The organism is Streptomyces sp. NPDC088157 (genome assembly GCF_044741545.1).
In the GTDB taxonomy this organism is placed as follows: domain Bacteria; phylum Actinomycetota; class Actinomycetes; order Streptomycetales; family Streptomycetaceae; genus Streptomyces.
Map to the genome: position 1 here is coordinate 465,738 of NZ_JBIUSU010000002.1, position 25,270 is coordinate 491,007.

Consider the following 25,270-nt stretch of genomic DNA (forward strand, 5'->3'; position numbering starts at 1 on the left):
CGTCATTCCGAGTGAGCTGCCTCCAGGAGTTTGAGCCAGTCGCAGTGCGGGACCCGCGAGGACACAGTGGCCCTGTACGCCGCCCGGGACGGAGCACCCCCGATGCGCATTCTTGGAATCAACGCCCTGTTCCACGATCCGGCCGCGGCCCGAGGCACTGGGACGCGGTCATCCACTCCCCCGATCCCAGGCTCGCCCGTCCCGCCGCCGACATGGATCCGGACGACCCCAGGAACCCTCTGCTCAGGACCACGCCCGGCGCGTACCCGAGTCCGCCCCCTCGCGGTTCGCCGGGGCGCGATGCACGGAAGGGGCTGACGTATGACCGCCTACGCCGTCGTGATCCCGACGCTGGTGCGGGACACGCTCGCCGACTGCCTCGCCGCGCTCGTCGCCGCGACCGGGCCGAAGCCGGACGAGATCGTGCTCGTCGACGACCGGCCCGAGCCCGAGCCGGACCCCGGCGCGCTGGAGCGCCCGCTGCGCGTCCTCGGCGACCTGGGAGAGCGCACGCTGGTGATCCACAGCGGCGGACACGGGCCCGCCGCCGCCCGCAACACCGGGCTGCGCGCGGTCAACGCGCCCTGGATCGCCTTCCTCGACGACGACGTGCAGGTGGGACCGCACTGGTGTGAGCGGCTCGTCCAGGACCTGGAGGAGGCGGAACCCGACACCGGCGCCGTACAGGGCGTGATCGCCGTACCGCTGCCGGGCGAGCGTCGGCCCACCGACTGGGAGCGCGGCACCGCCGGTCTGGCGCGGGCGCTCTGGATCACCGCCGACATGGCGTTCCGCGCCGAGGCGCTGAAGCAGGTCGGCGGCTTCGACGAGCGGTTCCCGCGGGCGTTCCGCGAGGACGCCGATCTCGCCCTGCGGGTGCTGGACGCGGGGTGGCGGATCCGGCAGGGTCGGCGCACCACCCGGCATCCGGTGCGGCCGACCGACCGCTGGGTGTCGCTTCGTTCCCAGCGCGGTAACGCCGACGACGCCCTGATGCGGCGCCTGCACGGTCCCGACTGGTGGCACCGGGCCCTGGCGCCGCGCGGCCGGCTGCGCAACCATCTCGCGATCACGGCCGCCGGCCTGGCCGCGTGCGCGCTCGCCGTGGCCGGGCGGCGCCGGGCCGCCGCGGCCGCCGCGCTCGGCTGGGCCGCCGGTACCGGCGAGTTCGCCTGGGCGCGCATCGCTCCCGGCCCGCGCACCCGGCACGAGGTCGGCACCATGCTCGCCACGAGTGTGCTGATACCGCCCGCGGCCACCTGGCACTGGACGAGCGGCCTGTGGCGCCACCGGGGCGCCGCCCCCTGGCTGGAGGTGGCGCCGTGAACGGGATCGACGTCGTGCTGTTCGCCCGCGACGGCACCCTCGTACATGACGTCCCCCACAACGGCGACCCCGGCCTCGTCCGCCCGGTCGACGGGGCCCGCGAGGCGCTCGACCTGCTGCGCGAACGAGGTGTCGGCACCGGTGTGGTGACGAACCAGCCCGGCGTCGCGCGCGGGCCGCTGTCCACGGCCGACGTCCGCCGGGTCAACGAGCGGATCGGCGAGCTGCTCGGACCCTTCGACGTGTGGGCCGTCTGCCCGCACGGCCCCGAGGACGGATGCCACTGCCGCAAGCCCCGGCCCGGCATGATCCTGTGGGCCGCCGGGCGCCTGTGCACTCCGCCGGAGCGGATCGCCGTGATCGGCGACGTCGGCGCCGACGTGGAGGCCGCCCGCCGGGCCGGCGCCCTCGGCATCCTCGTCCCGACCGAGCAGACCCGGCCCGAGGAGATCACCGCCGCCGAGCACGTGGCGGCCGACCTGTCGACCGCCGTCCGCGCGCTGCTGTCCGGGCGGTGGCCGCTCGGCCGTGTGCTCGCGGACGAGCGGCCCGTCGAGGCCGCCTACCGGCCCGCCCGCAGGGTCCGGTGAGAGCTCCGGTCACCCGCCTGGACAGCCACGGCGACGTGCTGCTCGCCGGGCCGGCGATCCGTTGCCGTCGCCGCCCGGGCCGACCACGTCACGATGCTGTGCCGACCGCTCGGCGCCCCCACCGCGCGACTGTCGCCGGACGGCGACGACATCCTCGCCCGGGACGCCCCCGGGGGGTCGGCTTCGCGCGCCGCCCGTCGGACGCGGCGAGGTCGAGCGGCTCATCGACGAGATCGACGCCGACGCGGCTCTGATCCCGGCCTCCGTTTCCACCGGTCCCGCTGCCCACCGCCCTGTCGCTGCGCCTGGCCGGTGTCCCGCCCCTGCCCGATGGTCCCGCATGCCCGCAGCCGCTGCCCGCGACGCGCAACCCGAGGCGGGTTGCGGGGTGCGGGTCCGCGCTGCGGGTTGCGCACTGTGGTCTACGGGTTGCGCGCTGCGCTCTACGCGTTTCGCGCTGTGGCTTGCGGGTTGCGCGTTGCGGCAAACGCTCAGCGTTCCGTCCGTCGGCACAGCAGCCGGAACGCCGCGTACAGCGTCAGGGGCCAGACGGCTGCGAACGCCCAGATCACGCCCGGTTCGGAGGTGGTGATGCCGGAGACCATGAGCGCGACGGACACCGCGAGGAGCAGGGCGACGGCCCAGGGGCGCGGCGTGCGGAGCACGCGCCGGGACATGGTCGGCCGGCGACCGGCGCGGGCGAGGCGGCCAGGACGGCCGGAGCGACCGGAACGGCTCAGTCTGCGCAGGCGCCGCTGAAAGCGACGGTCGCGACGCAGGGCTCGCTCCATCTCCTCCAGGATGCGCTGCTCGCGTTCGGGGAGTCGGCCGATCGACACTGTCACTCCTCTGCGGACTCGCGGTGACCTCCTCCGGGTTCCCTGAGTCCGGCGAACTAACCGGCGGGGCAAGGCGGGTGGCGCCGGCACGGAGCGGGGACCAGGCCCGGTGCGGCGGGGTCGGCGAGCCGCTCGGGGCAGCTCGAATGCTGGTCAGGGTCTACGGGGAGAGATCCTTGATCACGGTCTTGGCCGGGCGCGGCTGCCGCAGGGTCGTCGGGTGGCAGGAGGAGGCGAGCGCCCGCAGCCGGTCGTCCCTCCCGGCCTGGGCGGCTCGAGCACCCCTGCCGCGTGGCGGCGGCGCCGACGGCGGCTTGGGAGTGTTCGGGTTTGTCCGGCGGCGGCTTGGGAGCGTTCGGGTTTGTCCGGCTCGGTTGCGGTTATTAGGTCCGTTCGCAGTGCCTGGCAGACAGGTACGTAATCGGCAGCCCAGGGAGCCGACCGCCGGGGCCGCCGCCGGCCACCACGCGGATTGGAGCCCTCGGTATGAGTCAGCTGTCCCAGCACCCGGCCGACGAAGGCTCGCCGGCCGATGCCCTTGCCCCCGGGACCGGCATCGGCACCAGAACCGGGACCGGGACCGGGACCGGGCACGACAGGGCACCGCACTGGCAGCAGGACGAGCTCGATCTGCGCAATCGCCTGTACGGCCGTGCCGGGGTCGCCCGCGCCGAGGGCGTATTGCTCAGGCGCTACGGCCTGGGTTCCGCCGACGAGGCGTTCACGCTGCTGAAAGGCGTTTCGCAGCGGTTCAACATCAAGCTCTCCACCCTCGCCGACGCGGTCGTACGCACACCGGCTCCCGATGAGGACGCCCAGCTCTGGTTCCCCCGCCGGGCCCGACCCGGGCAGCCCGGGCTTCCCGGGCTTCCGGTGGAACCGGACAGCGGCGTCAGTCAGGGCGCGGTCGTCAAGGCGGTCCTGCAACGGGTGCTGTCGATCACCCAGACGTCGATGGGCAACGTGCAACTGGCCGAGAGCGGCCGGCTGCGCCTGGTCCGGCACACCGGGCTCAACAAGTACTTCACCGACTTCTTCGCCTTCGTCGACGCCCCGACCACCGCCTGCTCGCAGGCGGCCGCCGAGCGTCGGCAGGTCACCGTGCGGGACGTGGCGACCGCGGAGGTGTTCGACGCGGCCTCCCGCCACGCCATCCTGCAGACGGGCAGCCGGGCCGCGCACAGCCTTCCGCTGGTGAACCGGGTGGGCGTGCCGCTGGGCATGGTGTCCTCCCACCACGAACGGCCCCTCACCGATCTCACCCACGCCCAGCTGGCCGCGCTGCGGCAGACGGGCCTCGACGTCGGCCGCTGGCTGGCCTGGCACTGGAACACCGTCGTGCTGGACGCCCTGGAGCAGCTCCACGCGACGGCCGGGCGGGGCGCACGGCGCTGATGTCGCCGGGCGGTGCGTGAGCGGAGGCGGTTCGCTCGCGTGGCCGGGAGGAGCGGGGGCGCAGGGACAGGGCCGCCCCCTCTGTCTCCGTCTGCGCTCGGAACGGGTCGGCCGTCCCGCTGGAGTGACCCTTCGGGTTGGCCCCCGCTGTCCCCGGCGGCACTCACCTCAGGTTCTCACCTCAGGTTCGGTGGTCTGTGCCGGAAGCTGATCGCCGATCAGCGGCAGCCGCCCTCGGACGGACACCCCCTGCGCCCCGGCCCTGACGGGTCCGGTGCCCGGACGACGCTCCGAACGCCCTCAGCGGGGGCCGGCGGTGCTGTGCCGGACGCACAGTTCGACGGGGACGAGGGTGAGGGGGCTCCCGGGTGCCGACGGGTCGTCGATGCGGTTCAGCAGGATGCGGAGGGAGATCGTGCCGATGTCCGTGAAGTCCGTACGGATCGTGGTCAACGGGGGGAGGAAGTGGGCGGCCTCCGGGATGTCGTCGTAGCCGACGACGCTGACGTCCTCCGGGACCCGGCGGCCCGCCTCGTGCAGGGCCCGCAGGACACCGAGTGCCATCTGGTCGTTCGACACGAAGACCGCGGTGACGGACGGGTCCTTCGCCAGCTCGCGGCCCAGGTCGTAGCCGGAGTCGGCGCTCCAGTCGCCGATGAGGGGTGCGTGCACCTCGGCTCCGGCCGCTTCGAGGGTGGCGCGCCAGCTCTCCGCCCGGCGGTCCGCCGAGGTCCAGCCCGTCGGGCCCGCCAGGTGGTGGACCGTGGGGTGGCCGAGGGAGAGGAGGTGCTCGGTGGCCTTGCGGGCGCCGGTGCGGGCGTCCGAGGTGACCATGGGGGTGCCGTCACCCAGCTCGTTGTCCATGACGACCAGCGGGGTGTCCAGGTGGGCCTCGGCGAGGGCCCGGGCCACCCGGACCTGGGGCGCGATCGCGATCACGCCGTCCGCGCCCTCCGCCGACAGCCGGTCCGCGGCCCGCACCACCGTGTCCCGGTCCGCGGTGTCCAGCGCGATCGAACTCACCAGGTAACCGGCCTCCTGCGCCGCCGTGTTGATGGCGGTCAGGGTCGAGGCGGGGCCGTAGCGGGCCGCGTCGAACGAGATCACGCCGAGCATGCGGGTGCGGCCGCTGGCCAGCGAGCGGGCACTGCTGCTCGGACGGTAACCGAGCGTGCGCATGGCCGCCTGGACCGCCTCCCGGGTCTCGGGGCGGACGGCCGGGTGGTCGTTGAGCACCCGGGAGACCGTCTGCTTGGAGACTCCGGCGAGTTTCGCGACGTCGTCCATGACCGGACGCGAGCCCGCGAAGTTGCGTCTGCTGCGTCCCCGGGTCGCCGGGCCGACCGGGCCGTCGGCGGCGCTTCGGGTCATGGTGGGGGCTTCTTCCTCGGGACTGGTCCGGGGCCAAGTCGCACTGGGCCGCCCGGCGGACCCACAGGATAGGCCGGGCGGACGAGGAGGCGGGGGTCAGGTCAGTCAGGTGCGGAGCCTCCAGGTGCGGGTCGTGATCCGTTCGGCGTGCCGCACCTCGGCGACGCCCGGTACCGGGGCGACGGGGAGGTGGACCGCCGCGCCGGCGGCGAACGGCAGGATCTTCAGAGTGAGGGGCTCACCGGCCGGGAGCCGGTCGAGCCCGATGTCCCACGGGCGGCCGGTGAAGAACTGGTCGGCGACCAGCGTGTCGCCCACGTAGGCGCGGGCCACGTCGCCGGTCCAGTGGAGCCGCAGCAGGTCGGCACCGGGCGGGGCGTCGGCATGGGACGCCCCTACGTCGACGCGGTAGACGGCCGCCACCGTGTCGTAGTACTCGTCCGCGGGGGCGCTCGCCCGGCCCGGTACGCCCGTGACGGGGGCCGGCGGTGCGCCCGCCGGACGGAGCGCGGTGACGGACGGGGCCGGGGCGGAGGGAGCGGGCGCGTCCTCGTCGGGGACCAGCGTGTAACGGGTCAGGGCGCCGTCCCGGCTCTTCTCCACCGTGGCGCCGGGCACCGTCGGCAGGCGGTGCGGGGCAGGGAGGACGGAGAGCGAGACCGCCGGCACGGGCGAGCGGGAATGGCGGTGGGGCTCGGCCCGAGGTCCCTCGTCGTACGGGGTGCGGGGCTCGGCCCGAGGCGCCTCGTCGTACGGGGGATGGGGCTCGACGCGAGGTGCCTCGTCGTACGGGGTGCGGGGGTGGACGCGTACCTCGCCGTCCGCCGCGTCGAAGACCACGCCCTCGGCGCACAGAACGAGCCGCTGTGCGCCCCAGGCCTCGCCCCGGTAGGCGGTGCGGGCGGTGGCCGCGTCCAGTACCAGGAGGGCGACCCGGTCACCGGCCCGGGTATTCACCTCGACCAGGGCGTCCGTGCCGGGGCGCAGGCCGGTGATCAGGATGCGGTCGCCGTCGGTCACGGTCGCGGCGTCCGCACCGGCCGGGGTGGCGAAGGTCGTCACCGTCCGTGCGTCCAGGGCCAGTTCGGGCTCGATGCCGTCCGTCGCGGCCAGCACCAGGACCGTGCGCCCGTCGTCGTCCACGATCGTGCACACCGGCTGGGCGGTGGCCCAGTCCAGGCGCAGACCCGCCACGTCCAGGCGCAGCGGCCAGCAGAAGTAGGCGCCCGCGGGGACGGTGACGGGGGTGCTGGGCAGGGTGAGGGCCGGGGCCTCGGGGAAGGCGACCGTGAAGGTCGTGTCCGGGTGGTCCGGGAGCGGCTCGTGCGGCTGGTGGTTGGTGACGAAGAGGAAGCCCGACGCGCGCCCGTCGCAGCGGACCGCCCAGCGCAGGGTGTCGCGGTCGTGCTGGCCTCGTGGAGTGCCGTCCGGCAGCACCGACCGCATGGGGGCGATCAGCTCACCGAAGTCCGCCAGCAACAGGTGCTGCAGGCGCAGTTCGTCGTAGGAGGGGCGGTACTGGCCGTACTCGCCGAGCGGGGCCTGGAAGTCGTACGTCAGGACGGGGAGGTCGTTGGGGTAGCCGGTGACGTGGGACTCCTGGAGGGGCGTCCGCTCCCCCGTGGGGTTGGTGCCGCCGTGGAACATGTAGTAGCCCTGCCAGACCGAGCCGCAGCCGATCTTCGTGAGGCCGAGGGCCCCGATGTCGGCGGCGTCGACCCGCGGGCGGCGGTGGTAGGCGACGGCCATGCCGCCGCCCAGCTCGCAGGTGGCCCAGGGGAACCTGTCCGCGTAGGTCTCCGGATCCGCGCCGCGTACCGTCGTCGGGCGCAGGTCGGCGCCGATGCCCTCGTCGTCGCGCTGGTGGGTGAAGAAGAAGTGCTTGCGACAGGTGTCGGGCCAGCCGCCGTCGGCCTCGGTCCAGAAGGCGTCGGGATAGCCGCCGTAGAGGGGCAGCAGTTCGTCGTCGGGGAGGTGGACCCCACCCCAGGCCGTCGAGGTCCACAGGGGTGCGCGGAGACCGGCCTCCTGGGCCATGCGCTTCAGGGTGCGGAGGTGGCCGGGCCGGTCGTAGAGCTCGTTCTCGATCTGGATCGCGACGATCGGGCCGCGGTGCGCCCGGTCCAGTCCGTGGAGCTGCGCCGCGATCGCCTCGAACCAGGGGCGGACGGCGGCCAGGTACGCCGGGTCGTCGGAGCGGGCGGCCGAGGTGCGGGCCAGGACCCAGTCCGGCAGGCCGCCGTTGCGGACCTCCGCATGGGACCAGGGGCCGATCCGGGGAATGAAGTCCAGACCGTGCCGGGCGCAGAGCCGGGCGAAGCGGCGCAGGTCGCGGTCGCCGTCGAAGCGGACGCGGCCCTCGGTCTCCTCGTGGTGGATCCAGATGACGTAGGAGGCGACGGCCGTGACCCCGCCCGCCTTCAACTTGAGGAGCTCCTCCTCCCAGTTCCGGGCCGGGTGGCGGGAGTAGTGGAACTCGCCCGAGACCGGGAACCAGGGGCGGCCGCCCCGGGTCAGCCAGCGGCTGGTCACCACGATGGGGTCGGGGACGCCGGGCGCGTCGGCGAAGGGGAGGGCGCGCAGCGGCGGTGACGGGGGAGGCGGAACGCTTGCCCTGTGCCGCATCAGGGCGTCACCGGGCCGAGGTCGGGGGTGTCGGTGAGGTGGGCGTCGGGGGTGGTGGTGCCGTGGAGTTCGAGGAGGACCAGGTCGTTGACGCCCGGGCGCAGGGCGGGGGCCGGGACGTAGAGGGTGCGCTGCGGGCCGCGGTTCCAGTAGCGGCCGAGATGGAACCCGTTGACCCAGGCCTGGCCCTTGGTCCAGCCGGGGAGGGAGAGGAAGGTGTCGGCGGGGGTCGTCACCTCGAACGTGCCGCGGTGGAAGGCCGGTTCGGCACAGCTGGGCTTCTCGGCCGGCGTGAAGTCGGCCGTGACCGGCACGTCGTCCAGGGGCAGGGCGTGGGAGTCCCAGCCGTGCAGGGGTGTGCCGTCGAGTGTGACCGGGCCCAGCAGGCCCTTGGCGACGCCTATGCGGGGGCCGTAGTTGACCCGGCCCATGTTCTCCACGAGCACTTCGAGGACGGCGCCGGGACGGGGGACGTGGACGGGCAGGGTCTCTTCGTAGCGCTCTCGTTCGAGGACGCCCGCGGGGGCGCCGTCCAGGAATACCTGGGCCCGGTCGCCCACTCCGCCGGCGAAGTGCAGGAGGCCGGTCCCCGGGTGGGCGACGGTCGTCCGGTACAGGGTGTACCCGGCGCGCTGGTCCATCTCGTCGGCGGAGCGTGGGTCCGTGGCGTGCACGGGGCGGCCTGCGAGCGGGAGGAGGGGTGCGCGGTGGGTCAACCGGACGGTGGTCGACGGGAGTTTGGGCGACGGGGCGGGAGCCGGCTCGTCGGGGACCGGGGCGTGGCGGGCGATGACCTCACGGAAGGCGTGGTACTTCGGGCCCGGGTCGCCGCTCTCGGTGAGCGGGGCGTCGTAGTCGTAGGAGGTGACCGTGGGCACGTAGGCGTGGTGGTGGTTGGCGCCGTTGGTGTAACCGAAGTTGGTGCCGCCGTGGAACATGTAGATGTTGACGGAGGCGCCCGCCGAGAGGAGCCGGTCGAGGTCGGCGGCGGCGTTGCCGGCGTCCCTTCCGTGGTGCGGGCCGCCCCAGTGGTCGAACCAGCCGATCCAGAACTCCCCGCACATCAGAGGGCCTTCGGGCTGCGCCTCGCGCAGTCGGGCGAGGGACTGGTCCACCCGGCTGCCGAACGTGCCGGTGGCGAGGACGCCGGGCAGGACGCCGTTCTTGAGATGGTCGCCGTCGGTCTGGTCGCAGGTGAAGAGCAGTTCCTCGACGCCGCGTGAGCGCAGGGAGCGCTCGAGGTGCTCGAGGTAGGCGATGTCGTCGCCGTAGGCGCCGTACTCGTTCTCCACCTGTACGGCGATCACCGGGCCGCCCGACGCGGCCATGTACGGCAGCAGCGGCGGGAGGAGGAGGTCCAGGTAGCGGTCCACGACGTCCGTGAAGCGGGGGTCGCTGGTGCGCAGACGGATCTCGGGGTCGGTGGTGAGCCAGTGGGGCAGACCGCCGCCGTCCCACTCGGCGCAGATGAAGGGGCCGGGGCGGAGGAGGACGTGCAGGCCCTCCGCGGCGGCCAGGCGCAGGAAACGGGGCAGGTCGAGGAGCCCGTCGAGGACGAGGGTGCCGGGTTCGGGCTGGTGGAGGTTCCACGGGATGTAGGTCTCGACCGTGTTCAGGCCCATCAGGCGGGCCTTGCGCAGCCGGTCGGTCCACTGGTCGGGGTGGACCCGGAAGTAGTGCAGCGCGCCGGAGAGGACGCGGAACGGTTCACCGTGGAGGAGGAATCCGTCGGAGGTCGTGGTCAGGGCTGGCATACGGGTCCCTTCGTCGGGGCGGGCTTACGGGTGCGCCGGAGCGGTCGAGAGGCCGGACCACTCGATGACCTCGCCGAGTGACGGGTCCGCCACCACACCGCCCACCGGGGACGCGGCGGTGACGAGCGCGCCGGCCCGGCGGGCGTGCGGTGTGGTCCGGCGCAGCCACGGCAGTCCGGTGGGGAAGATCGGCGCGACGAGGAGGCCCACGCCGGCGTGGGCGAAGGACGCCGGGCCCGGTACGGCGGCCAGGAGGAGACACGCGGTCATGCCGGCGCAGGACACCGCGACGATGGCCGTGGGGTGGTCGGTCACACGGACTCCAGAAGGCGGACGGCCCACCTCTTCGCGGGCTGCGGGAGATGCTCCGAGACATCGATGTTACCGGTAACATCCCGACCGTCAAGATGCCCGACGCGCAGTCGGGGTTCTTCGGCATCGGACCCGCGGCGGGCTCGGATCCGGGCCCGACGAGCCGATCCTCACCGTGCGCCCGCCCCGGCCCGGAGCCGAGCAGCGGGCGAGGGGACGGGGCGGTCGGCGCCTCCGTGCAGGCGGCCGGTGTCGTCTCGGACGCGCGGCCGGTGTCGTCTCGGGCACGGATTGGTTGCGACAAGGACTTTTCTTCGTACGGGAGTTGGGGGGACGGCAGCATGCGAGGCATGAGTCGAGACCGGTACGTCGACTTCCTGCGGGCCTGGGCGATTCTGCTCGTGGTCCTCGGCCACTGGCTGATCACCGGGCTGATCCGGCATCCGGACGGCGAGATCACCGCGCCCGAACTGCTGGCGACCGTGCCCTGGACGCAGTGGCTGACCCTGGGCTTCCAGATCATGCCGCTGTTCTTCCTCGCCGGCGGCCATGCCGCGGCGGGCTCCTGGTCGCGTGCTCGGGCCGCCGGCGGGACCGCCGCGGGATGGGTCGGGCAGCGAGCGGTGCGGCTGCTGCTGCCCACCGCCGCGTACAGCGGCCTCGTGCTGCTCGCCGTCGGCGCGTGCTCCGCCCTCGGCGTGGACCCCGTCACGCTCGCGCTGGTGGGCTGGGCGATGGCCATGCAGTTCTGGTTCCTGCCGGTGTACCTGCTGATCAGCGCCCTGACACCGGCCCTGTACTCCCTCCACGAACGGTGGGGACTGCGGGTCCCCGTGGGCATGGGCGTGGTGGGCTTCGGCGTCGGCGCGCTCGTGGCGGCGGGCGACGCGTCCTCGCGCGGCCCGGCCGTCGAGGCGATCGGGGCGCTGAACTTCCTGCTCGTGTGGGGTGTCGTCTACCAGCTCGGTTTCTGCTGGCGGGACGGGTTGTTGGGCGGCGACGGGCGGACGGCGCGGCAGGCGCCCGCCCGGGCTCCGGCACTGGCGGTGGGGGGCGCGCTGACGTTCGCCCTGCTCGTCGGACCCGGGCCCTTTCCCGTCAGTCTGATCCGGGTGACCGGGCAGGAGCTGAGCAACACCGATCCTCCGTCGGCGGCCATGCTGGCGTGGAGCCTGGCTCAGGTCGGCGTGGCGCTGCTGGTCGCACCGGTCGTGCGGCGGCTGCTGGAGCGGGCCCGGGTGCGGCGGGCGGTGCGGGTGCTGGGGGCCGGCAGCATGGCGCTCTACCTCTGGCACATGCTGCCGGTGCTGGTCGTCGCCGCCGCCTTCTACCTGACCGGCCTCGCCCCGGAACCCCGCTACGGCTCGGCGGGCTGGTGGGCGCTGCGGGTGCCGTGGCTGCTGGTGCTGGCGGGCGTCCTGGCGGGGGTGGTGTGGGCTCTACGGCCGCTGGAACGGGTGCTGACCTCCCTGGACGCACGCGTGCGGCCGGCCGCGGGACTCCGCGGGGCGGCGGCCTGGCGCACATGGGCCGGGCTCGGTGTGAGCGTCTGGGCGCTGACCTATTTCGCGGGGCACGGGTTCGCGTACGGCGGCGCGTTCCCGGTGTGGCCGGCCGTGGGGCTGGCGGTGGGCACGGCGTGCGTGGCTCTCCCCCGCCGGGGCGACGCAAGCGGCAAGAGCGGCGGCACCGCCGAGACCCAGGAGACCCAGGAGACCCAGGGGGCCCAGGAGGCCCAGGAGGCCGGAGGACACACCGGACGGGCCGGACGGCCGGCCACACCGAGCAGGCCGGACACGCCGAACAGTAGGCCGGACACGCCGAACAGGCCAAACACACCGGACGGGCGGGACACGCCGGACGGGCCGAACAGACCGGACACGAACACGCCGAACAGGCCGAGCACGCGGGCATCGAGGCACCTTGACGGGGCTGTCTGACGAAGCTGTCTGACGACCAGGTCGACCTCGCCTCGTCCCGGGGCCTCGTCGACAGGCGGGCTCAGGCCGTGCGCTTGCGGGCCGTCGCCTTCTTCGCCGCCGCCTTTCCCGCCGTCGTCCCCTTCGACGCCGTCGTCCCCTTCGACGCCGTCGTCTTCTTCGCGGCGGCCTTCTTGGCCGTGCTCTTCGTCTGCGAAGCGCTCTTCGTCTGCGCCGTGCTCTTCGACGCCGTCGTCTTCTTCGCGGCCTGCGCCGACTTCGCCGTCGACTTCCTCGGCGCCGCCGTGGTCTTCTTCGCGGTCGACGTCGACTTCTTGCCACCCGTCCGCTTGGGAGCCGTACGGGCGGACCTGCGCTGCGGAAGGCGTCTGACCTCGGCCTCCACCTCCTCCCCCGGCCCCTCCGTCCCCTCTCCCCGCTCCGAAGATCCCTGCTCCGGTTTCGCGCCGCGCGACTCCTTCGCCGCCCGCACGCTCTTCTCCAGGGCCGCCATCAGGTCCAGCACCTTGCCGCTGGACGGCGGGGCAGGCATCTCGCGGGGCGTCTCGCCGGCCGCCTTCGCCGCCACGACCTCCTCCACCGCCTCGCGGTACTCGTCGTGCAGGTCCTCGAGGTCGACCTCGCCGAGGGTGTCCATCAGGGCGTCCGCGAGGTCGAGTTCCTTGTCACGGACGGTGACCGAGGTGTCCGGGGCCACGCCCTCCGGAGCGCGGACCTCGTCCGGCCAGAGCAGGCCGTGCATGGCGATGGCCTCGCCGACCACGCGCAGCATCCCGAGGCGCTCGCGGCCGCGAAGGGCGTACTTGGTGATCGCCACCTTGTTGCTGCGCTTCAGCGCCTCCCTGAGCAGCGTGTACGGCTTCGCCGCCGGGGCGCCGCCCGCCTGGAGGTAGTACGCGGCGTCCATCTGGAGCGGGTCGATCCGGTCGGCCGGGACGAAGGCCACGATCTCGATCGTCTTCGCGGTCGGGAGCGGCAGGTGGGACAGGTCCTCTTCGGTGATCGGGATGATCGTGCCGTCCGCGTCCTCGTACCCCTTGCCGATCTCCGCCGAGCTCACCTCGTGGTCGTCCAGCTCGCAGACCTTGCGGTAGCGGATGCGGCCGCCGTCCTCCGTGTGGATCTGACGGAAGGAGATCGAGTGGTTCTCGGTGGCGTTCACCAGCTTGATCGGGATGCTGACGAGGCCGAAGGAGATGGCGCCGTTCCAGATGGATCTCACGTGCAGCACCTTTCCGGCCACAGAGTGCGCCAGGGAAAGAATCGGGCGATGTGCGCAGATATGAGGCGGTAACTCATGGTTTCATGTGATTCTCATCGTATGACGCCGATCACTGAGGTGGAGGGGCGGCGGCTCGCGCTCAGCAATCTGGAGAAGGTGCTGTATCCGGCGACCGGCTTCACCAAGGGCGAGGTGCTGCACTACTACGCGACCGTCGCCGAAGCCCTGCTGCCCCATCTGCGCGACCGGCCGCTGTCCTTCCTGCGCTATCCGGACGGGCCCGACGGGCAGGTCTTCTTCGCCAAGAACGTGCCGCCGGGCACGCCCGAGTGGGTCACCACCGCCGAGGTGCCCCGGTCGGACGGGCCCGCCCGGATGGTGGTCGTGCAGGATCTGGCGAGTCTGGTCTGGGCGGCGAACCTCGTCACGGAGTTCCATACGCCCCAGTGGGTGATCCAGGCGCCCGACATCGCCGACCGGCTCGTCTTCGACCTCGATCCGGGCACGCCCGCGACCGTCGTCGAGTGCTGCGAGGTCGCGGTGTGGCTGCGGGAGCGGCTCGCGGCGGACGGGATCGAGGCGCAGCCGAAGACGTCCGGTTCGAAGGGGCTGCATCTGCTGGCGGCGGTGCGGGGCGCCTCCTCCGAACAGGTCTCTGAGTACGCGAAACAGCTGGCGGTGGAGGCGGAGGAGGCGATGCCCCGCCTGGTGCTGCACCGGATGACGCGGAGTCTGCGGCCGGGCAAGGTGTTCGTGGACTGGAGTCAGAACGCCGCTCGGAAGACGACCGCGGCGCCGTACACCTTGCGGGCGCGGGCCGAGCCGACCGTGTCGGCGCCGGTCACGTGGGAGGAGGTCGAGTCGTGCCGGTCCCCCGGGACGCTCGCGTTCTCGGCCTCCGACATCGCTCCGCGGCTACAGGACTACGGGGACCTGCTGGCGCCGCTGCTCGATGCCGGGCGGGCCGGGGCGGTGCCGTGATCGGGGCGCGCGGGCCTCTCCCGTTCTCGCCCCCACCGTCCCTACCCGTCCCGTCCTGCGCCCTCCAGAGGCCTGCCTCACCCGTCCGTCCTGCGCCCTCAGAGGCCTGCCCCCCGACCCCCGTTTACGGACCGGAACGGGCCTCTTCCTCGAGCTCGCCCGGGAGGGGCCCCCGGGCGAGCTCGAGCGGCGCGCGTCGGCGCCTCTTGCGTCGCCGGGTCACACCCTCTTCCAGGTCCCGCGGTCCCGGGCCATCGCGTGCAGCGCTTCCACGTCCGCCGGTTTGAGTACGCCGCCGAGCCGGGTCAGGTCGGCGAGGTCGGTGTCGTTCAGGACGCGGACCTCGCGCGGAGGGGCGGTGACGGCGACATCCGTCGGGCCGACCAGGGCCAGTACGGGGCGGACCTCGGCCGTCAGGGCGTAGGACGCGCGGTCGGCGTCGGCGCGTACCCGGCGCAGCAGCGGCTCCGGGTCCCGGCGGCCCAGGGCGACCAGGGGGTCGGCGATCCGGACCCGCTGCTTACGGGCGTACAGCGTGTGGACCGCGAACAGGCCGGCCGGGCCGATGGACAGGTGGTGGACTCGGTCGCCGCCGGGGAGCGGGAGGGAGTGCAGGGTGTGCCAGCCGGCGCCGTCGAGCCGGTCCAGGGCCTCGCCAACCGCCTGCTCGGCCGCCAGGGCACGACGGCGCGGGTCGGCCCGGAGGCGGTGTGCGGGGCCCGGGTCGCGGTCCAGGTCGATCAACAGAGCCTCGCCGGGACGGTTGGGGGCCAGGTCGTCGTCCGGGTGGAGGGAGAGGCGGACCAGCTCGGCGGGCGTGGGCACCGGAGGCGGGCCGACCGTCACCGGCCCGGTCACGAAGGGGCCGAGGACATCCAGTACGTCCTCTCGGCGGTCGTCCCCGATCAGGTTGATCCTGGCCGCCTCGCGGTCGTACCAGGCGATGTTCCTGCCGTCGTCGCGACAGACGTAGAGCCGCTCCTGGCCATGCCACCAGGTCGGTATGACGCGCAGTCCGTTCATGCACCATCACCCCTATGACCATGGGAACAGGAGGGACGCTCCGGGGCAAGAAGGCGGTTACCCTCGCTGCGAGTTGGGCAGGCCCTGGGCAGCGCGTTTGGGGAGGCGCCGTTGCGGACCCGCAGGAAGCAGCCCGACGTACCGGTTCCGGACCGTCCGTGGAACGAGGTCGTGCCCGGCCTGTGGATGGGCGGACACGAGTTCCAGGGGCCTTCCGGAGAAGTGCAACTCGCCGTGGTGCGGGACGAGTTCGATCTCGTCCAGACACTGACGCGCGCCCGGCGGGGACACGGTCCCGATCCCGGCGTGCGGCATCACGTGTGGCCGATTCCGGACGGCCCGCTGGACGGGACCCAGCTCGCCGGGGTGATCCGGCTGGCGCAGGCGGCGGGAGACACGATGGACGACGGCCGGACGGTCCTGGTCCGCTGTTACAGCGGCTACAACCGCTCCGGCCTGGTCGTCGCCCACACGCTGGTGCGCCGGGGCCACTCGGCCGAGGAGGCGATCCGGCTGATACGGTCGCGGCGCTCGCCGTGGGCCCTGCACAACGAGTTGTTCGTGGAGTACCTGCGGGCCGGGCTGCCGACGGCCAGGCTCCTGGAGGAACTGGCAGAGTAATCGTTTCGCCATGACCAGAGCGCCAACACCTCCGGCACCTCCAGCATCCCTCAGCGCCCGCCCGGCATCCACCCGGCACCCACCCGGCACCGGTCGCACCCAGGGGCACCTGCCAATATCTGTCAGTACACGCCAACACTTGTCAGTACCTGTCGGTACCGGTCCGCATCCCTCAACGCCTCCGACACTTCAACGCCTCCCCATCTCCGGCCCACCAGTACGCAAAACGGACTTCCTTACGAATAAGGTGTACGGGCCTGCCACCGTCGTATCCCCAGAGGAGTCACAGGAGTCCCGTGCCTCGCAGTCGCCCCACCAGCGCCTCCAGACCCTCGCGCCCCATGAGCCCCTCGCGCCCCAGCAGTCCCGCCAAACGCGGGCTCGCCGCCGCCCTCGTCGCGCTGCTGGCCTCGGTCGCCGTCGGCTGCGGTGACGCGGGTGAGCTTCAGGGCGCGGGAGCGACACCGACCGCGATCAGTCCGGACAGGTTGTGGCCGGATCTGACCCCCGCTTCCAGCCCCGCCTTCGACATCGGCGAGGTGGACACCGAGGTGGTGAAGGGCATCACAGTGCCCGGCGGCGACATCCGCGAGGTGGACCCGGTGGCGGTCGTCCGCGCGGAGATCGCCGCGAATCCGGGCGACTACAGCACGGGGGCGTACGACGAGACGGCCCGCCGGATGGCCGACTGCGGGAAGAGCGGGGCTGCGGGGAGCCGGTGCCCCGTGCTCAAGGCGTACTACCGGGACCTCACCGGCGACGGCCACGCCGATCTGACGCTGGGATTTCGGCAGCTGCCCGGCAACCTGACGGCCGTCCGCGTCTACACCGCGCGCAAGGGCAGACTCGTGCAGGTCATGGCCTACGAGGACGCCGTGAGCGGGGTCGAGCTGGCCGGACGGTCCGTGATCATCCGCGCCCCGTCGGAGGTGGCGGGCTACGAGTACCGCCTCCAGTGGACCTGGGACCAGCAGCAGCGGGCGATGCTGCTCACCCACGACGAGATGCTGCGCACCGGGAACCGGAAGTACTCGCCCCGGCCCTCCGCCTCCTCCACGCCCGTCTCCCCCAGCCCCTCCTCCTCCGCCGCCTCGTCCGCCTCCGCGAGCGGCCGATGAGGCTCGCGTTCCCCTCCTGGACCGGCACGCTCGCCGTGAAGGCGGCCGTCTTCATCACGGTGATGTGCTGCGCGCTGGCCGCCCTGCTCGGCGTCCTGGTGCACGTCTCGGTGACGAATCAGACCGTCGGGCAGGCCCGTGACCTGGCGCTGTCCCGCCTCAAGGACGCGACGACGGCGTTCGAGGCCGGCGACACCCTCGGGTGGGGCGCGAGCCTCGATCCACCGGGACTGCCCACGTCGCTGCGGACGCTGGCGGTGGCCGGAGAGCGCGGCACGATGGTCGCCGACCACCAGGGGCGCCCCACCATGTGGGCGGCGGGCCCGGCCGACGGTGCGCGGGCCCTCGCGGTCCCGGTCGACTACTCGCAGAGCGCCCGCACCATCGAAGCCCTCGACTCCGCGATCCTCTGGTCGTCGGTGCTGGCCATCGGGGCGACGCTGCTGGTCGGCGCCGTCGCGGTGACCCGGGTGACCCGGCGGCTGCACGCCACCGCGCGGGTGGCCAGGCGGATCACCGCCGGCGACCTGGACGCCCGTGTGGACGACCCCCGTACGAAGGAGCCGGGCCGGCCGCAGGACGAGGTGGGCACCGTCGCCGTCGCACTGGACTCCATGGCGTCCTCGCTCCAGGGCAAGCTGCTGAGCGAGCAGCGGTTCACCGCCGACGTGGCGCACGAGCTGCGCACGCCGCTGACCGGGCTCCACGCGGCGGCGGAACTGCTGCCGCCGGGCCGGCCGACGGAACTGGTGCGCGACCGGGTGGCGGCACTGCGCACGCTGACGGAGGACCTGCTGGAGATCTCCCGCCTGGACACCGGGCGGGAGCGGCTGGAGCTGGACGCCGAGGAACTGGGCGCGCTCGCGGTCCGGGCGGTGCGGGCGGCGGAGGCTTCGGACACCTCGGGCGCCGCGGCGACCGGCACCGAGGTGACGGTCGTCCGGGACGCGCGCGTGGACACCGACCGGCGACGCCTGGAGCGGGTGCTGGGCAACCTGATCGCCAACGCGCACCGGCACGGGCGGTCGCCGGTGGTACTGACGGTGGACGGGCCCGTGGTCACCGTGCGGGACCACGGGGACGGCTATCCGGAGTACCTCGTCACCCACGGGCCGCAGCGGTTCCGCACCGAGGGCGGGGCGAGGGGGCACGGGCTCGGGCTGACGATCGCGGCCGGTCAGGCGGAGGTGCTGGGCGCCTGGCTGACGTTCACCAACGCACCGGACGGCGGCGCGGTGGCGACGCTGACACTGCCTCAGACGCCTCCGGCCGGGAACGTCCTCCCCGATGGCGCAGCGTGACGGGCGACACACGCCAACCGCTCCTAATGTGGCGGTTAGTCAGCTTCGCCCTCTTCATGGAGGTATCGCCATGTCCCTACGTACCGCTCTCACCCGCCTCGCCATAGTCACCGCGGCCGGCGCCCTCGCCGCCACCGCGGCCGTCACTCCGGCCCTCGCCGACGACTGGGACGGCGAGGACGGTTTCAGCAGCCAGGACGGCGGCTCGTACGACTGGCAGAACCAGGGCGGCGACGGCGGCCAGAACAACCAGGGAAACCAGAACGGCGGCCAAGGCAATCAGAACGGCCAAGGCAACCAGAACGGCCAAGGCCATCAGAACGGCGGCCAAGGCAACCAGAACGGCCAAGGCCATCAGAACGGCGGCCAAGGCAATCAGAACGGCCAGGGCAACCAGAACGGCGGCCAAGGCAACCAGAACGGCCAAGGCCATCAGAACGGCGGCCAAGGCAACCAGAACGGCCAAGGCCATCAGAACGGCGGCCAAGGCAACAACGGTCAGGGAACCCAGAACGGCGGCGGCAACGGCTGGCAGTCGGGCGGCAACGGCAACGGCAACGACTGGCAGAACGGCGGTGGCGGCGGTGGCGGTGGCGGTGGCGGTGGCGGCAACGACTGGCAGAACGGCGGCGATGGCGGCGGCAACTGGCAGAACGGCAACGGCAACGGCAACGGCAACGGCAACGGCAACCAGAACGACTCCCGCCGCTACCGCGGACGCGTCACCGCGAGCGAACTGCTGCTGCGCAGCGCGCCCACCCGTGCCAGCCAGGTGATCCGGGTGGCCCATCGCGGCGAGATCGTCTCGATCTTCTGCAAGACCCCCGGACAGAACGTCCAGGGCAACTCCCTCTGGTACCTCCTCACGGACGGCACCTGGGCCTGGGGCTCCGCGCGCTACATCGACACCATCGGGACGGCGCCTCGCTGGTGCTGACCAGCCACTCGAACGGCGCTGACCCGGCACTGCGCGACACTGACATGTAAGCATCCAAGGCTCGCAAGGAGCCATATTTGGGTAGGTTCCGGACATGACGAAAGCCGGAGTCGGAGCAGGAACCGGTGCAGGGACGGGAGCAGGAGCCGGCACCGCCGCCGGGGCCGGTGTCCGTGCCGGTGCCGGTGCCGGTGCCACCGTGGCGGCGGCCGACGCGCCCGCCCCCGCGGCGCGTCTCCCCCGGCGCCCTGGCGTCGAACTGTCCCTCATCGTCCTGGCCGTGCTGCTCTGCGTGTACGGCTACTGCGCCGTCGGCCTCGCGAAGAACGGCACGGTCCCGCCCGGCGCCGCCGGTTACGGCGCCGGGCTCGGCGTGCTCGCGCTGCTGGCGCACCTGACGGTGCGGCTGCGCGCCCCCTGCGCCGACCCGCTCCTCCTCCCCATCGCCGTACTGCTCAACGGGATCGGCCTGGTGCTGATCTACCGGCTCGACCTGGAGACGCCGGGCGACCGGGCGGCGCCCACCCAACTGGTGTGGTCCACGCTCGGAGTGGCGCTGTTCATCATGGTCGTGGCCGCGTTGCGCGACCACCGTGTGCTCCAGCGCTACGCGTACGTCTGCGTGGTCGCCGCGCTGGCCCTGCTGGCGCTCCCGATCCTGTTCCCGGCCGTGAACGGCGCCCGCATCTGGATCCGGATCGCCGGGTTCTCCATTCAGCCGGGCGAGTTCGCGAAGGTGCTGCTGGCGGTGTTCTTCGCCGCGTACCTGGCGGCCAACCGCACGGCGCTGGCGTATGCGGGCCGGAAGATCCGGCGCTTCGAACGGCTGCAACTGCCCACCGGGCGCGTCCTCGGTCCGATCGTCACGATCTGGCTGCTGAGCGTCGGGGTGCTGGTCCTGGAACGGGACCTCGGCACGTCGCTGCTGTTCTTCGGCCTGTTCGTGGTCATGCTCTACGTCGCCACCGGTCGCACCGGCTGGATCGCCGTCGGGCTGCTGCTCGCCTCGCTCGGCGCGGTCGCCGTCGGCCGCCTGGAGCCGCACGTGCACAGCCGCGTCGAGGACTGGCTGCACCCGTTCGCGACGATCGAGGCGGGCGAGGGCCCCAACCAGCTCGCGCAGTCGCTGTTCTCCTTCGCGGCCGGCGGGATGACCGGCACCGGGCTGGGCCTCGGTCACTCCGTCCTCATCGGCTTCGCCGCGAAGTCGGACTTCATCCTGGCGACGGCGGGCGAGGAACTCGGTCTGTTGGGCCTGACCGCCGTCTTCCTCCTCTACGGCCTGCTGGTGGAGCGCGGCTACCGGGCGGGCCTCTCCCTGCGCGACCCCTTCGGCCGGCTGCTGGCGACCGGTCTCGCCTCGATCGTGGCGCTCCAGGTGTTCGTGATCGCGGGTGGGGTGACCGGTCTGATCCCGCTGACGGGAATGGCGATGCCGTTCCTGGCGCAGGGCGGCTCCTCGGTCGTCACCAACTGGGCGATCGTGGCGCTGCTGATCCGGGTGAGCGACTCGGCGAGACGGCCGCACCACGCACCTCACGACGCTCCGCCGAACACACCGCGCGGCGCACCGCAGAACATTCCGCACGGCTCACCGACCGACAAGGACCCACGGAGGCCCGGTTGACCCGGCACATCCGGCACGCCGCCGTCTTCTGCGCCCTGCTGCTGGTGGCGCTGCTGGTGAACGCCCTGCGCGTGCAGGTCGTCGAGTCCGGCAGCTACGACGACAACCCGGCCAACCGGCGCGACACCATCGCCCGTTACGCCCAGCCGCGCGGAGACATCCTGGTCGGCGGCGACCCCGTGACCGGCTCCCGGGACACCGGTGAGCAGCTTCGCTACGAGCGCACGTACCGCGACGGGCCGTTGTACGCGCCGGTGACCGGCTTCGCCTCGCAGGTGTACGGGACCACGTTCCTGGAGCACTCCGGGGACGACGTCCTCTCCGGGTCCGATCCGCTGCTCTCGCCGTTTCCGCTGTGGAACGACGTCACGCACGGCAGGCCCCCCGGCGGCAACGTGGTGACGACCCTGAACCCCGAGGCCCAGCGGGCCGCGTACGAGGGGCTGGACGGACGCAAGGGCGCGGTGGCGGCGGTGGAGCCGTCGACGGGGCGGGTGCTGGCACTGGTGTCCAGCCCCTCGTACGACCCCGCCGTGCTGTCGGGGAACGACGCCGCGGCCGAACGGGCCTGGGTGCGGCTCAACGGCGACCCGGACAGGCCGATGCTGAACCGGGCGGTACGGCAGACGTATCCGCCGGGGTCGACGTTCAAGGTGGTCACCGCGGCGGCGGCGCTGGACGCGGGCGTGATCACCGACCTCGACGCGGCCACCGACTCCCCCGATCCCTACCGGCTGCCCGGGACGACGACGCGGCTGACGAACGAGGGCGACGGCTGCGAGGACGCCCCGCTGCGGGATGCCTTCGAGTACTCCTGCAACACGGTGTTCGCCAAGCTCGGCGTGGACACCGGGCTGGCCCGGATGACGCGGACGGCGCAGGCGTTCGGGTTCAACGACGTGGACGTGCGGATCCCGTTCGCCGTCGTGCCGAGCACCTTCGACACCTCGCTCGACCGGGCGCAGCTGGCGCTGTCCTCGATCGGCCAGTTCAACACGCGGGCGACCCCGCTCCAGATGGCCATGGTGTCGGCGGCCGTGGCCGACGGGGGCCAGGTGCGCACGCCGTACCTGGTGGAACGGACGACGCGGAAGGGCGGCGCGACGGTGGCCACGGCCGGTTCCCGCCCGTCCCGCCAGGCGATGTACCCCTCGACGGCGCGGCGGATGCGGGAACTCATGGAGGGTGTGGTGCGCAAGGGCACCGGCATGAACGCCGCGATTCCCGGCGCGGTCGTCGGCGGCAAGACCGGCACCGCTCAGCACGGCCTCGGCAACGCCGGGATCCCGTACGCCTGGTTCGTCTCCTGGGCGCGGGACGAGCGGGACACGGAGTCGAAGGTCGCGGTCGCCGTGGTGGTGGAGGACGGGTCGGCGCGCCGCGGGGACATCACCGGGGGCGGGATGGCGGCGCCGATCGCGCGGGCGGTGATGGAGGCGGTGCTCAACTCGTGAGACGGGGGCTACCGGGACCGCACAGGGGCGTCCTACGGTTCGCTCATGACTGACGCCGGAGCTGAGAACGTCAACCCAACCGCCTCTTTCGAACTCGCGCAGGTCAACATCTCCCGCCTCAGGTTTCCGTTGGACTCACCGGAGTTGAAGGACTTCGTGGATTCCCTCGACCCGGTCAACGCCGCCGCGGAGGGGGCTGACGGCTATGTGTGGCGGCTCCAGTCCGACGGCGGCGACGCGACCGACATCCAGGTCTTCGGGGACTCCTGGCTGATCATCAACATGACGACGTGGCGGGACATCGACGCCCTGACCTCGTTCATGTACCAGGGCCGGCACCGCGAGCTGCTCACCCGTCGGCGGGAGTGGTTCGAGCGGGTGGCGGAGGCGATGACGGCACTGTGGTGGGTACCGGCGGGCCACCGGCCGACGGTCGCGGAGGCCGAGTCCCGTCTCCTCCACCTTCGCGCGAACGGCCCGACGCCGTACGCCTTCGGCCTGCGCACCTCGTTCCCGCCGCAGGGCGCCGAGCCGGTGGCCTTCTCCGTCCCGGAGGACCTGGGCTGCTCGGTCTAGCCGGCCCGCCGGCGCCGCCGCCCATGTCCGGCATCGTCCGCGACGGGCTGCACCTCGGCGGTCATCGGCGTCCCGCCTTCCCGGGCAGGGGTTCCCGGCGCTCCAGCCACTGTGCGGGGACGGCGTCGACGCCGGTGCGGGCGGCCACGATGCCGCCGGTGATGGCGCAGGTGGTGTCGACGTCCCCGAAGCCCTCGGCGGTGGTCCACAGCGCGGTGACGAGGTCGTCGGGGTGGCGGGCGGCGGACCAGACGGCGAAGGGCACGGTGTCGTCGGCGCGGATGCGCTGACCGTTGCCCAGGATGTCGGAGGCCTCCCAGGGCTCGGTGGTGAAGGGGAGCCCGGCGGCGCGGGCAAGGCCGTCGCGGGTGGCGCTGCCCGGGGTCAGCGCCACCACCTCGGCGAGGCTCAGCCGTCCCGTGGCCGAGAGCGCCGCAGCCACCGCCACGGCGACCGCGCCCGCGATGCCCTCCGGGTGGGCGTGGGTGACCTCGGCGGAGCGGGTGGCCTGCTCGACGACCCGCGCCAGGTCCGCGTGGAACCAGGCGCCCAGCGGCGCCACCCGCATCGCCGCCCCGTTGCCGAGGCTGCCCTCGCCGCCGAAGAGCTCGCGGGTGAACTCGGGCCAGCGGTGCGGTTCCCGGAGCAGCCGGGGCAGCAACTCGTGCATGCCGTAGCCGTAACCGCGGGCCGGGTCGGCGTCGTGGCCCAGCGCGAAGGCGAGGGCGAGGTCCCGCTGCCGTACCTCCCCGTACTGGTCGAGCACCCGGAGCAGGCCGAGGGCCATCGCCGTGTCGTCGGTCCAGTGCCAGTCCGGTTCTTCGGGGGTCCGCCGGGCGCGGACCTCCTCGTACGCCTGCCGGGGATCCCGGAAGAGCGGGAACCAGCGCTCCCCGAACGCGTCACCGAGGGCCAGGCCCTCCAGACTGCGGCGGGCGGCGGCACTGCCGGCCGCGCTTGCGGCTGCGCTTCCGGGGTCTTTTCCGGGCTCGGTGCTCAAGTCGTCTCCCCCTACGGCTCGCGGAACCCGATTCTCCCAGACCCCGGATCCGAGCCGCAGCCCAAAGCCCCCTGATCGGGGCCCGGTCCGCAGCCGGCTCGACGCCCGGACCGACGCCTGGACCGACGCCGACGCCCGAGCCGGAGCCCGGACCGACGCCCGAACCGGAGCCTGGATCGCAGCCCGAATCGACGCCCGGACCGACGCCGGATCGGAGTCCGAACCGGGGCCGGATCAACAAATGGTGCGTGAGGGATTGACGGTCTTGCTGACAGGCAGTCTCATAAGAGCCATGACGACCCTCACGGATGCCGACGCGCTGGAAGGGCTGCGGGACGCGCTGGGCCTGCTCAAGGACCGGGAGCAGGTGGCCGAGCGGCTGCTCGCGTCCTCCGCCAAGCACTCCTTCGACCCGGACAAGGAACTGGACTGGGACGCCCCCTTCGAGGAGGGCAAGTGGTTCTGGCCGCCGGAACTGGTGTCGCTGTACGACACGCCGATGTGGCGGCGGATGGGCGAGGAGCAGCGGATCCTGCTGTCCCAGCACGAGGCCGCCTCGCTGGCCTCCCTCGGGATCTGGTTCGAGATCATCCTCATGCAGCTGCTCGTCCGGCACATCTACGACAAGGCGGCGACGAGCGCGCACGTGCGGTACGCGCTGACCGAGATCGAGGACGAGTGCCGGCACTCGAAGATGTTCGCCCGGCTGATCACGCAGGGCGGGACGCCCTGGTACCCGGTGAGTCGCGCCCACCAGCATCTGGGACGGGTGTTCAAGACGATCTCCACGACGCCCGGCTCCTTCACCGCGACCCTGCTCGGCGAGGAGGTCCTCGACTGGATGCAGCGGCTGACCTTCCCGGACGAGCGGGTCCAGCCGCTGGTCCGGGGCGTCACCCGGATCCACGTCGTGGAGGAGGCCCGGCATGTGCGCTACGCCCGTGAGGAGCTGCGCCGCCAGATGATGACGGCGCCGAGGTGGTCCCAGGAGTTCACGAGGGTCACGTCGGGCGAGTTCGCGCGGGTGTTCTCGGTGGCCTTCGTGAATCCGGACGTCTACACGAACGTGGGCCTGGACAAGCGGGAGGCCGTGGCGCAGGTGCGGGCGAGCGGGCACCGGCGGGAGGTCATGCAGACGGGGTCGAAACGGCTGACGGACTTCCTGGACGACATCGGGGTGCTGCGGGGCGTCGGACGGCGGCTGTGGAGGTCGTCCGGGCTGCTGGCGTGAGCCGACGACGGGCGCGGGCCGGGGACG

At 72.9% G+C, this 25,270-nt stretch carries 20 protein-coding genes and 1 pseudogene; 13 read left to right on the forward strand and 8 right to left on the reverse strand.

The annotated features are described in order from the left end of the window. Positions 1-321: 321 nt before the first annotated feature. Positions 322-1,326, forward strand: coding sequence for a glycosyltransferase family 2 protein (locus tag ACIPFH_RS08410; RefSeq protein ID WP_401824347.1), 1,005 nt, complete (start codon positions 322-324; stop codon positions 1,324-1,326). Further along, on the forward strand, positions 1,323-1,916 hold the full coding sequence (locus ACIPFH_RS08415) for a D-glycero-alpha-D-manno-heptose-1,7-bisphosphate 7-phosphatase (protein WP_401824349.1): 594 nt from the start codon (positions 1,323-1,325) through the stop codon (positions 1,914-1,916). The genes ACIPFH_RS08410 and ACIPFH_RS08415 overlap by 4 nt, the downstream gene beginning before the upstream one ends. A 491-nt stretch (positions 1,917-2,407) precedes the next feature. Here the strand turns inward: ACIPFH_RS08415 and ACIPFH_RS08420 are convergent, their stop codons facing one another. Further along, a complete protein-coding gene (locus ACIPFH_RS08420; RefSeq protein ID WP_401824350.1) occupies positions 2,408-2,755 on the reverse strand; it encodes a hypothetical protein in 348 nt (115 codons plus the stop codon). A 486-nt stretch (positions 2,756-3,241) separates the two neighbouring features. On the opposite strand from ACIPFH_RS08420, the gene ACIPFH_RS08425 reads away from it, so the two are divergent. Further along, positions 3,242-4,150 carry an ANTAR domain-containing protein gene (locus tag ACIPFH_RS08425; protein ID WP_401824352.1) on the forward strand — a complete coding sequence of 303 codons (909 nt, stop codon included), beginning with the start codon at positions 3,242-3,244 and terminating at the stop codon, positions 4,148-4,150. Positions 4,151-4,450: 300 nt separating this feature from the next. Here the strand turns inward: ACIPFH_RS08425 and ACIPFH_RS08430 are convergent, their stop codons facing one another. The 4 genes and pseudogenes from ACIPFH_RS08430 to ACIPFH_RS08445 all read right to left on the reverse strand — a co-directional run. Further along, the gene (locus ACIPFH_RS08430; RefSeq protein WP_401824354.1) at positions 4,451-5,521 is read right to left on the reverse strand and encodes a LacI family DNA-binding transcriptional regulator; all 1,071 of its coding nucleotides are present in this window, start codon (positions 5,519-5,521) and stop codon (positions 4,451-4,453) included. A 105-nt stretch (positions 5,522-5,626) separates the two neighbouring features. After that, on the reverse strand, positions 5,627-8,146 hold the full coding sequence (locus ACIPFH_RS08435) for a beta-galactosidase (RefSeq protein WP_401824356.1): 2,520 nt from the start codon (positions 8,144-8,146) through the stop codon (positions 5,627-5,629). Then, positions 8,146-9,900 carry a beta-galactosidase family protein gene (locus ACIPFH_RS08440; protein WP_401824358.1) on the reverse strand — a complete coding sequence of 585 codons (1,755 nt, stop codon included), beginning with the start codon at positions 9,898-9,900 and terminating at the stop codon, positions 8,146-8,148. Before ACIPFH_RS08440 ends, ACIPFH_RS08435 begins: the two co-directional genes overlap by 1 nt. Positions 9,901-9,936: 36 nt before the next feature. Beyond that, positions 9,937-10,203: pseudogene (locus tag ACIPFH_RS08445) on the reverse strand (MFS transporter); the annotation flags it as partial. 359 nt (positions 10,204-10,562) lie between these two features. Between ACIPFH_RS08445 and ACIPFH_RS08450 the strand changes: the two are divergent. Continuing rightward, positions 10,563-12,152, forward strand: coding sequence for an acyltransferase family protein (locus ACIPFH_RS08450; RefSeq protein WP_401824360.1), 1,590 nt, complete (start codon positions 10,563-10,565; stop codon positions 12,150-12,152). Between the two features lie 61 nt (positions 12,153-12,213). Here the strand turns inward: ACIPFH_RS08450 and ACIPFH_RS08455 are convergent, their stop codons facing one another. After that, positions 12,214-13,383 carry a Ku protein gene (locus ACIPFH_RS08455; RefSeq protein ID WP_401824362.1) on the reverse strand — a complete coding sequence of 390 codons (1,170 nt, stop codon included), beginning with the start codon at positions 13,381-13,383 and terminating at the stop codon, positions 12,214-12,216. A 90-nt stretch (positions 13,384-13,473) separates the two neighbouring features. On the opposite strand from ACIPFH_RS08455, the gene ligD reads away from it, so the two are divergent. After that, positions 13,474-14,355 (forward strand): non-homologous end-joining DNA ligase, encoded by an 882-nt coding sequence (gene ligD / locus ACIPFH_RS08460; protein WP_401824364.1) that lies wholly within the window; start codon positions 13,474-13,476, stop codon positions 14,353-14,355. 219 nt (positions 14,356-14,574) lie between these two features. On the opposite strand, the gene ACIPFH_RS08465 is transcribed toward ligD, so the two are convergent. Continuing rightward, positions 14,575-15,378 carry an NERD domain-containing protein gene (locus ACIPFH_RS08465; protein WP_356250009.1) on the reverse strand — a complete coding sequence of 268 codons (804 nt, stop codon included), beginning with the start codon at positions 15,376-15,378 and terminating at the stop codon, positions 14,575-14,577. 111 nt (positions 15,379-15,489) lie between these two features. Between ACIPFH_RS08465 and ACIPFH_RS08470 the strand changes: the two genes are divergently transcribed. From ACIPFH_RS08470 to ACIPFH_RS08500, 7 genes are all read left to right on the forward strand, one after another. After that, positions 15,490-15,999 carry a dual specificity protein phosphatase family protein gene (locus tag ACIPFH_RS08470; protein WP_359123971.1) on the forward strand — a complete coding sequence of 170 codons (510 nt, stop codon included), beginning with the start codon at positions 15,490-15,492 and terminating at the stop codon, positions 15,997-15,999. A 341-nt stretch (positions 16,000-16,340) separates the two neighbouring features. Beyond that, on the forward strand, positions 16,341-17,117 hold the full coding sequence (locus tag ACIPFH_RS08475) for a hypothetical protein (protein WP_401824366.1): 777 nt from the start codon (positions 16,341-16,343) through the stop codon (positions 17,115-17,117). Next, on the forward strand, positions 17,114-18,418 hold the full coding sequence (locus ACIPFH_RS08480) for an ATP-binding protein (protein ID WP_401824368.1): 1,305 nt from the start codon (positions 17,114-17,116) through the stop codon (positions 18,416-18,418). The genes ACIPFH_RS08475 and ACIPFH_RS08480 overlap by 4 nt, the downstream gene beginning before the upstream one ends. Positions 18,419-18,488: 70 nt before the next feature. Further along, on the forward strand, positions 18,489-19,355 hold the full coding sequence (locus ACIPFH_RS08485) for an SH3 domain-containing protein (RefSeq protein WP_401824370.1): 867 nt from the start codon (positions 18,489-18,491) through the stop codon (positions 19,353-19,355). A 94-nt stretch (positions 19,356-19,449) separates the two neighbouring features. Next, positions 19,450-20,982: an FtsW/RodA/SpoVE family cell cycle protein gene (locus ACIPFH_RS08490; protein ID WP_401824372.1), complete on the forward strand. Its 1,533-nt coding sequence runs from the start codon at positions 19,450-19,452 to the stop codon at positions 20,980-20,982. After that, a complete protein-coding gene (locus tag ACIPFH_RS08495) occupies positions 20,979-22,436 on the forward strand; it encodes a peptidoglycan D,D-transpeptidase FtsI family protein (protein WP_401824374.1) in 1,458 nt (485 codons plus the stop codon). The genes ACIPFH_RS08490 and ACIPFH_RS08495 overlap by 4 nt, the downstream gene beginning before the upstream one ends. A 45-nt stretch (positions 22,437-22,481) precedes the next feature. Continuing rightward, positions 22,482-23,012, forward strand: a complete 531-nt coding sequence (locus tag ACIPFH_RS08500; RefSeq protein WP_401824376.1) for a DUF3291 domain-containing protein — start codon at positions 22,482-22,484, stop codon at positions 23,010-23,012. 61 nt (positions 23,013-23,073) lie between these two features. On the opposite strand, the gene ACIPFH_RS08505 is transcribed toward ACIPFH_RS08500, so the two are convergent. Further along, positions 23,074-24,012 (reverse strand): ADP-ribosylglycohydrolase family protein, encoded by a 939-nt coding sequence (locus ACIPFH_RS08505; protein ID WP_401824378.1) that lies wholly within the window; start codon positions 24,010-24,012, stop codon positions 23,074-23,076. A 292-nt stretch (positions 24,013-24,304) separates the two neighbouring features. On the opposite strand from ACIPFH_RS08505, the gene ACIPFH_RS08510 reads away from it, so the two are divergent. Continuing rightward, positions 24,305-25,243, forward strand: a complete 939-nt coding sequence (locus ACIPFH_RS08510) for a diiron oxygenase (protein WP_401824379.1) — start codon at positions 24,305-24,307, stop codon at positions 25,241-25,243. Positions 25,244-25,270 lie beyond the last annotated feature (27 nt).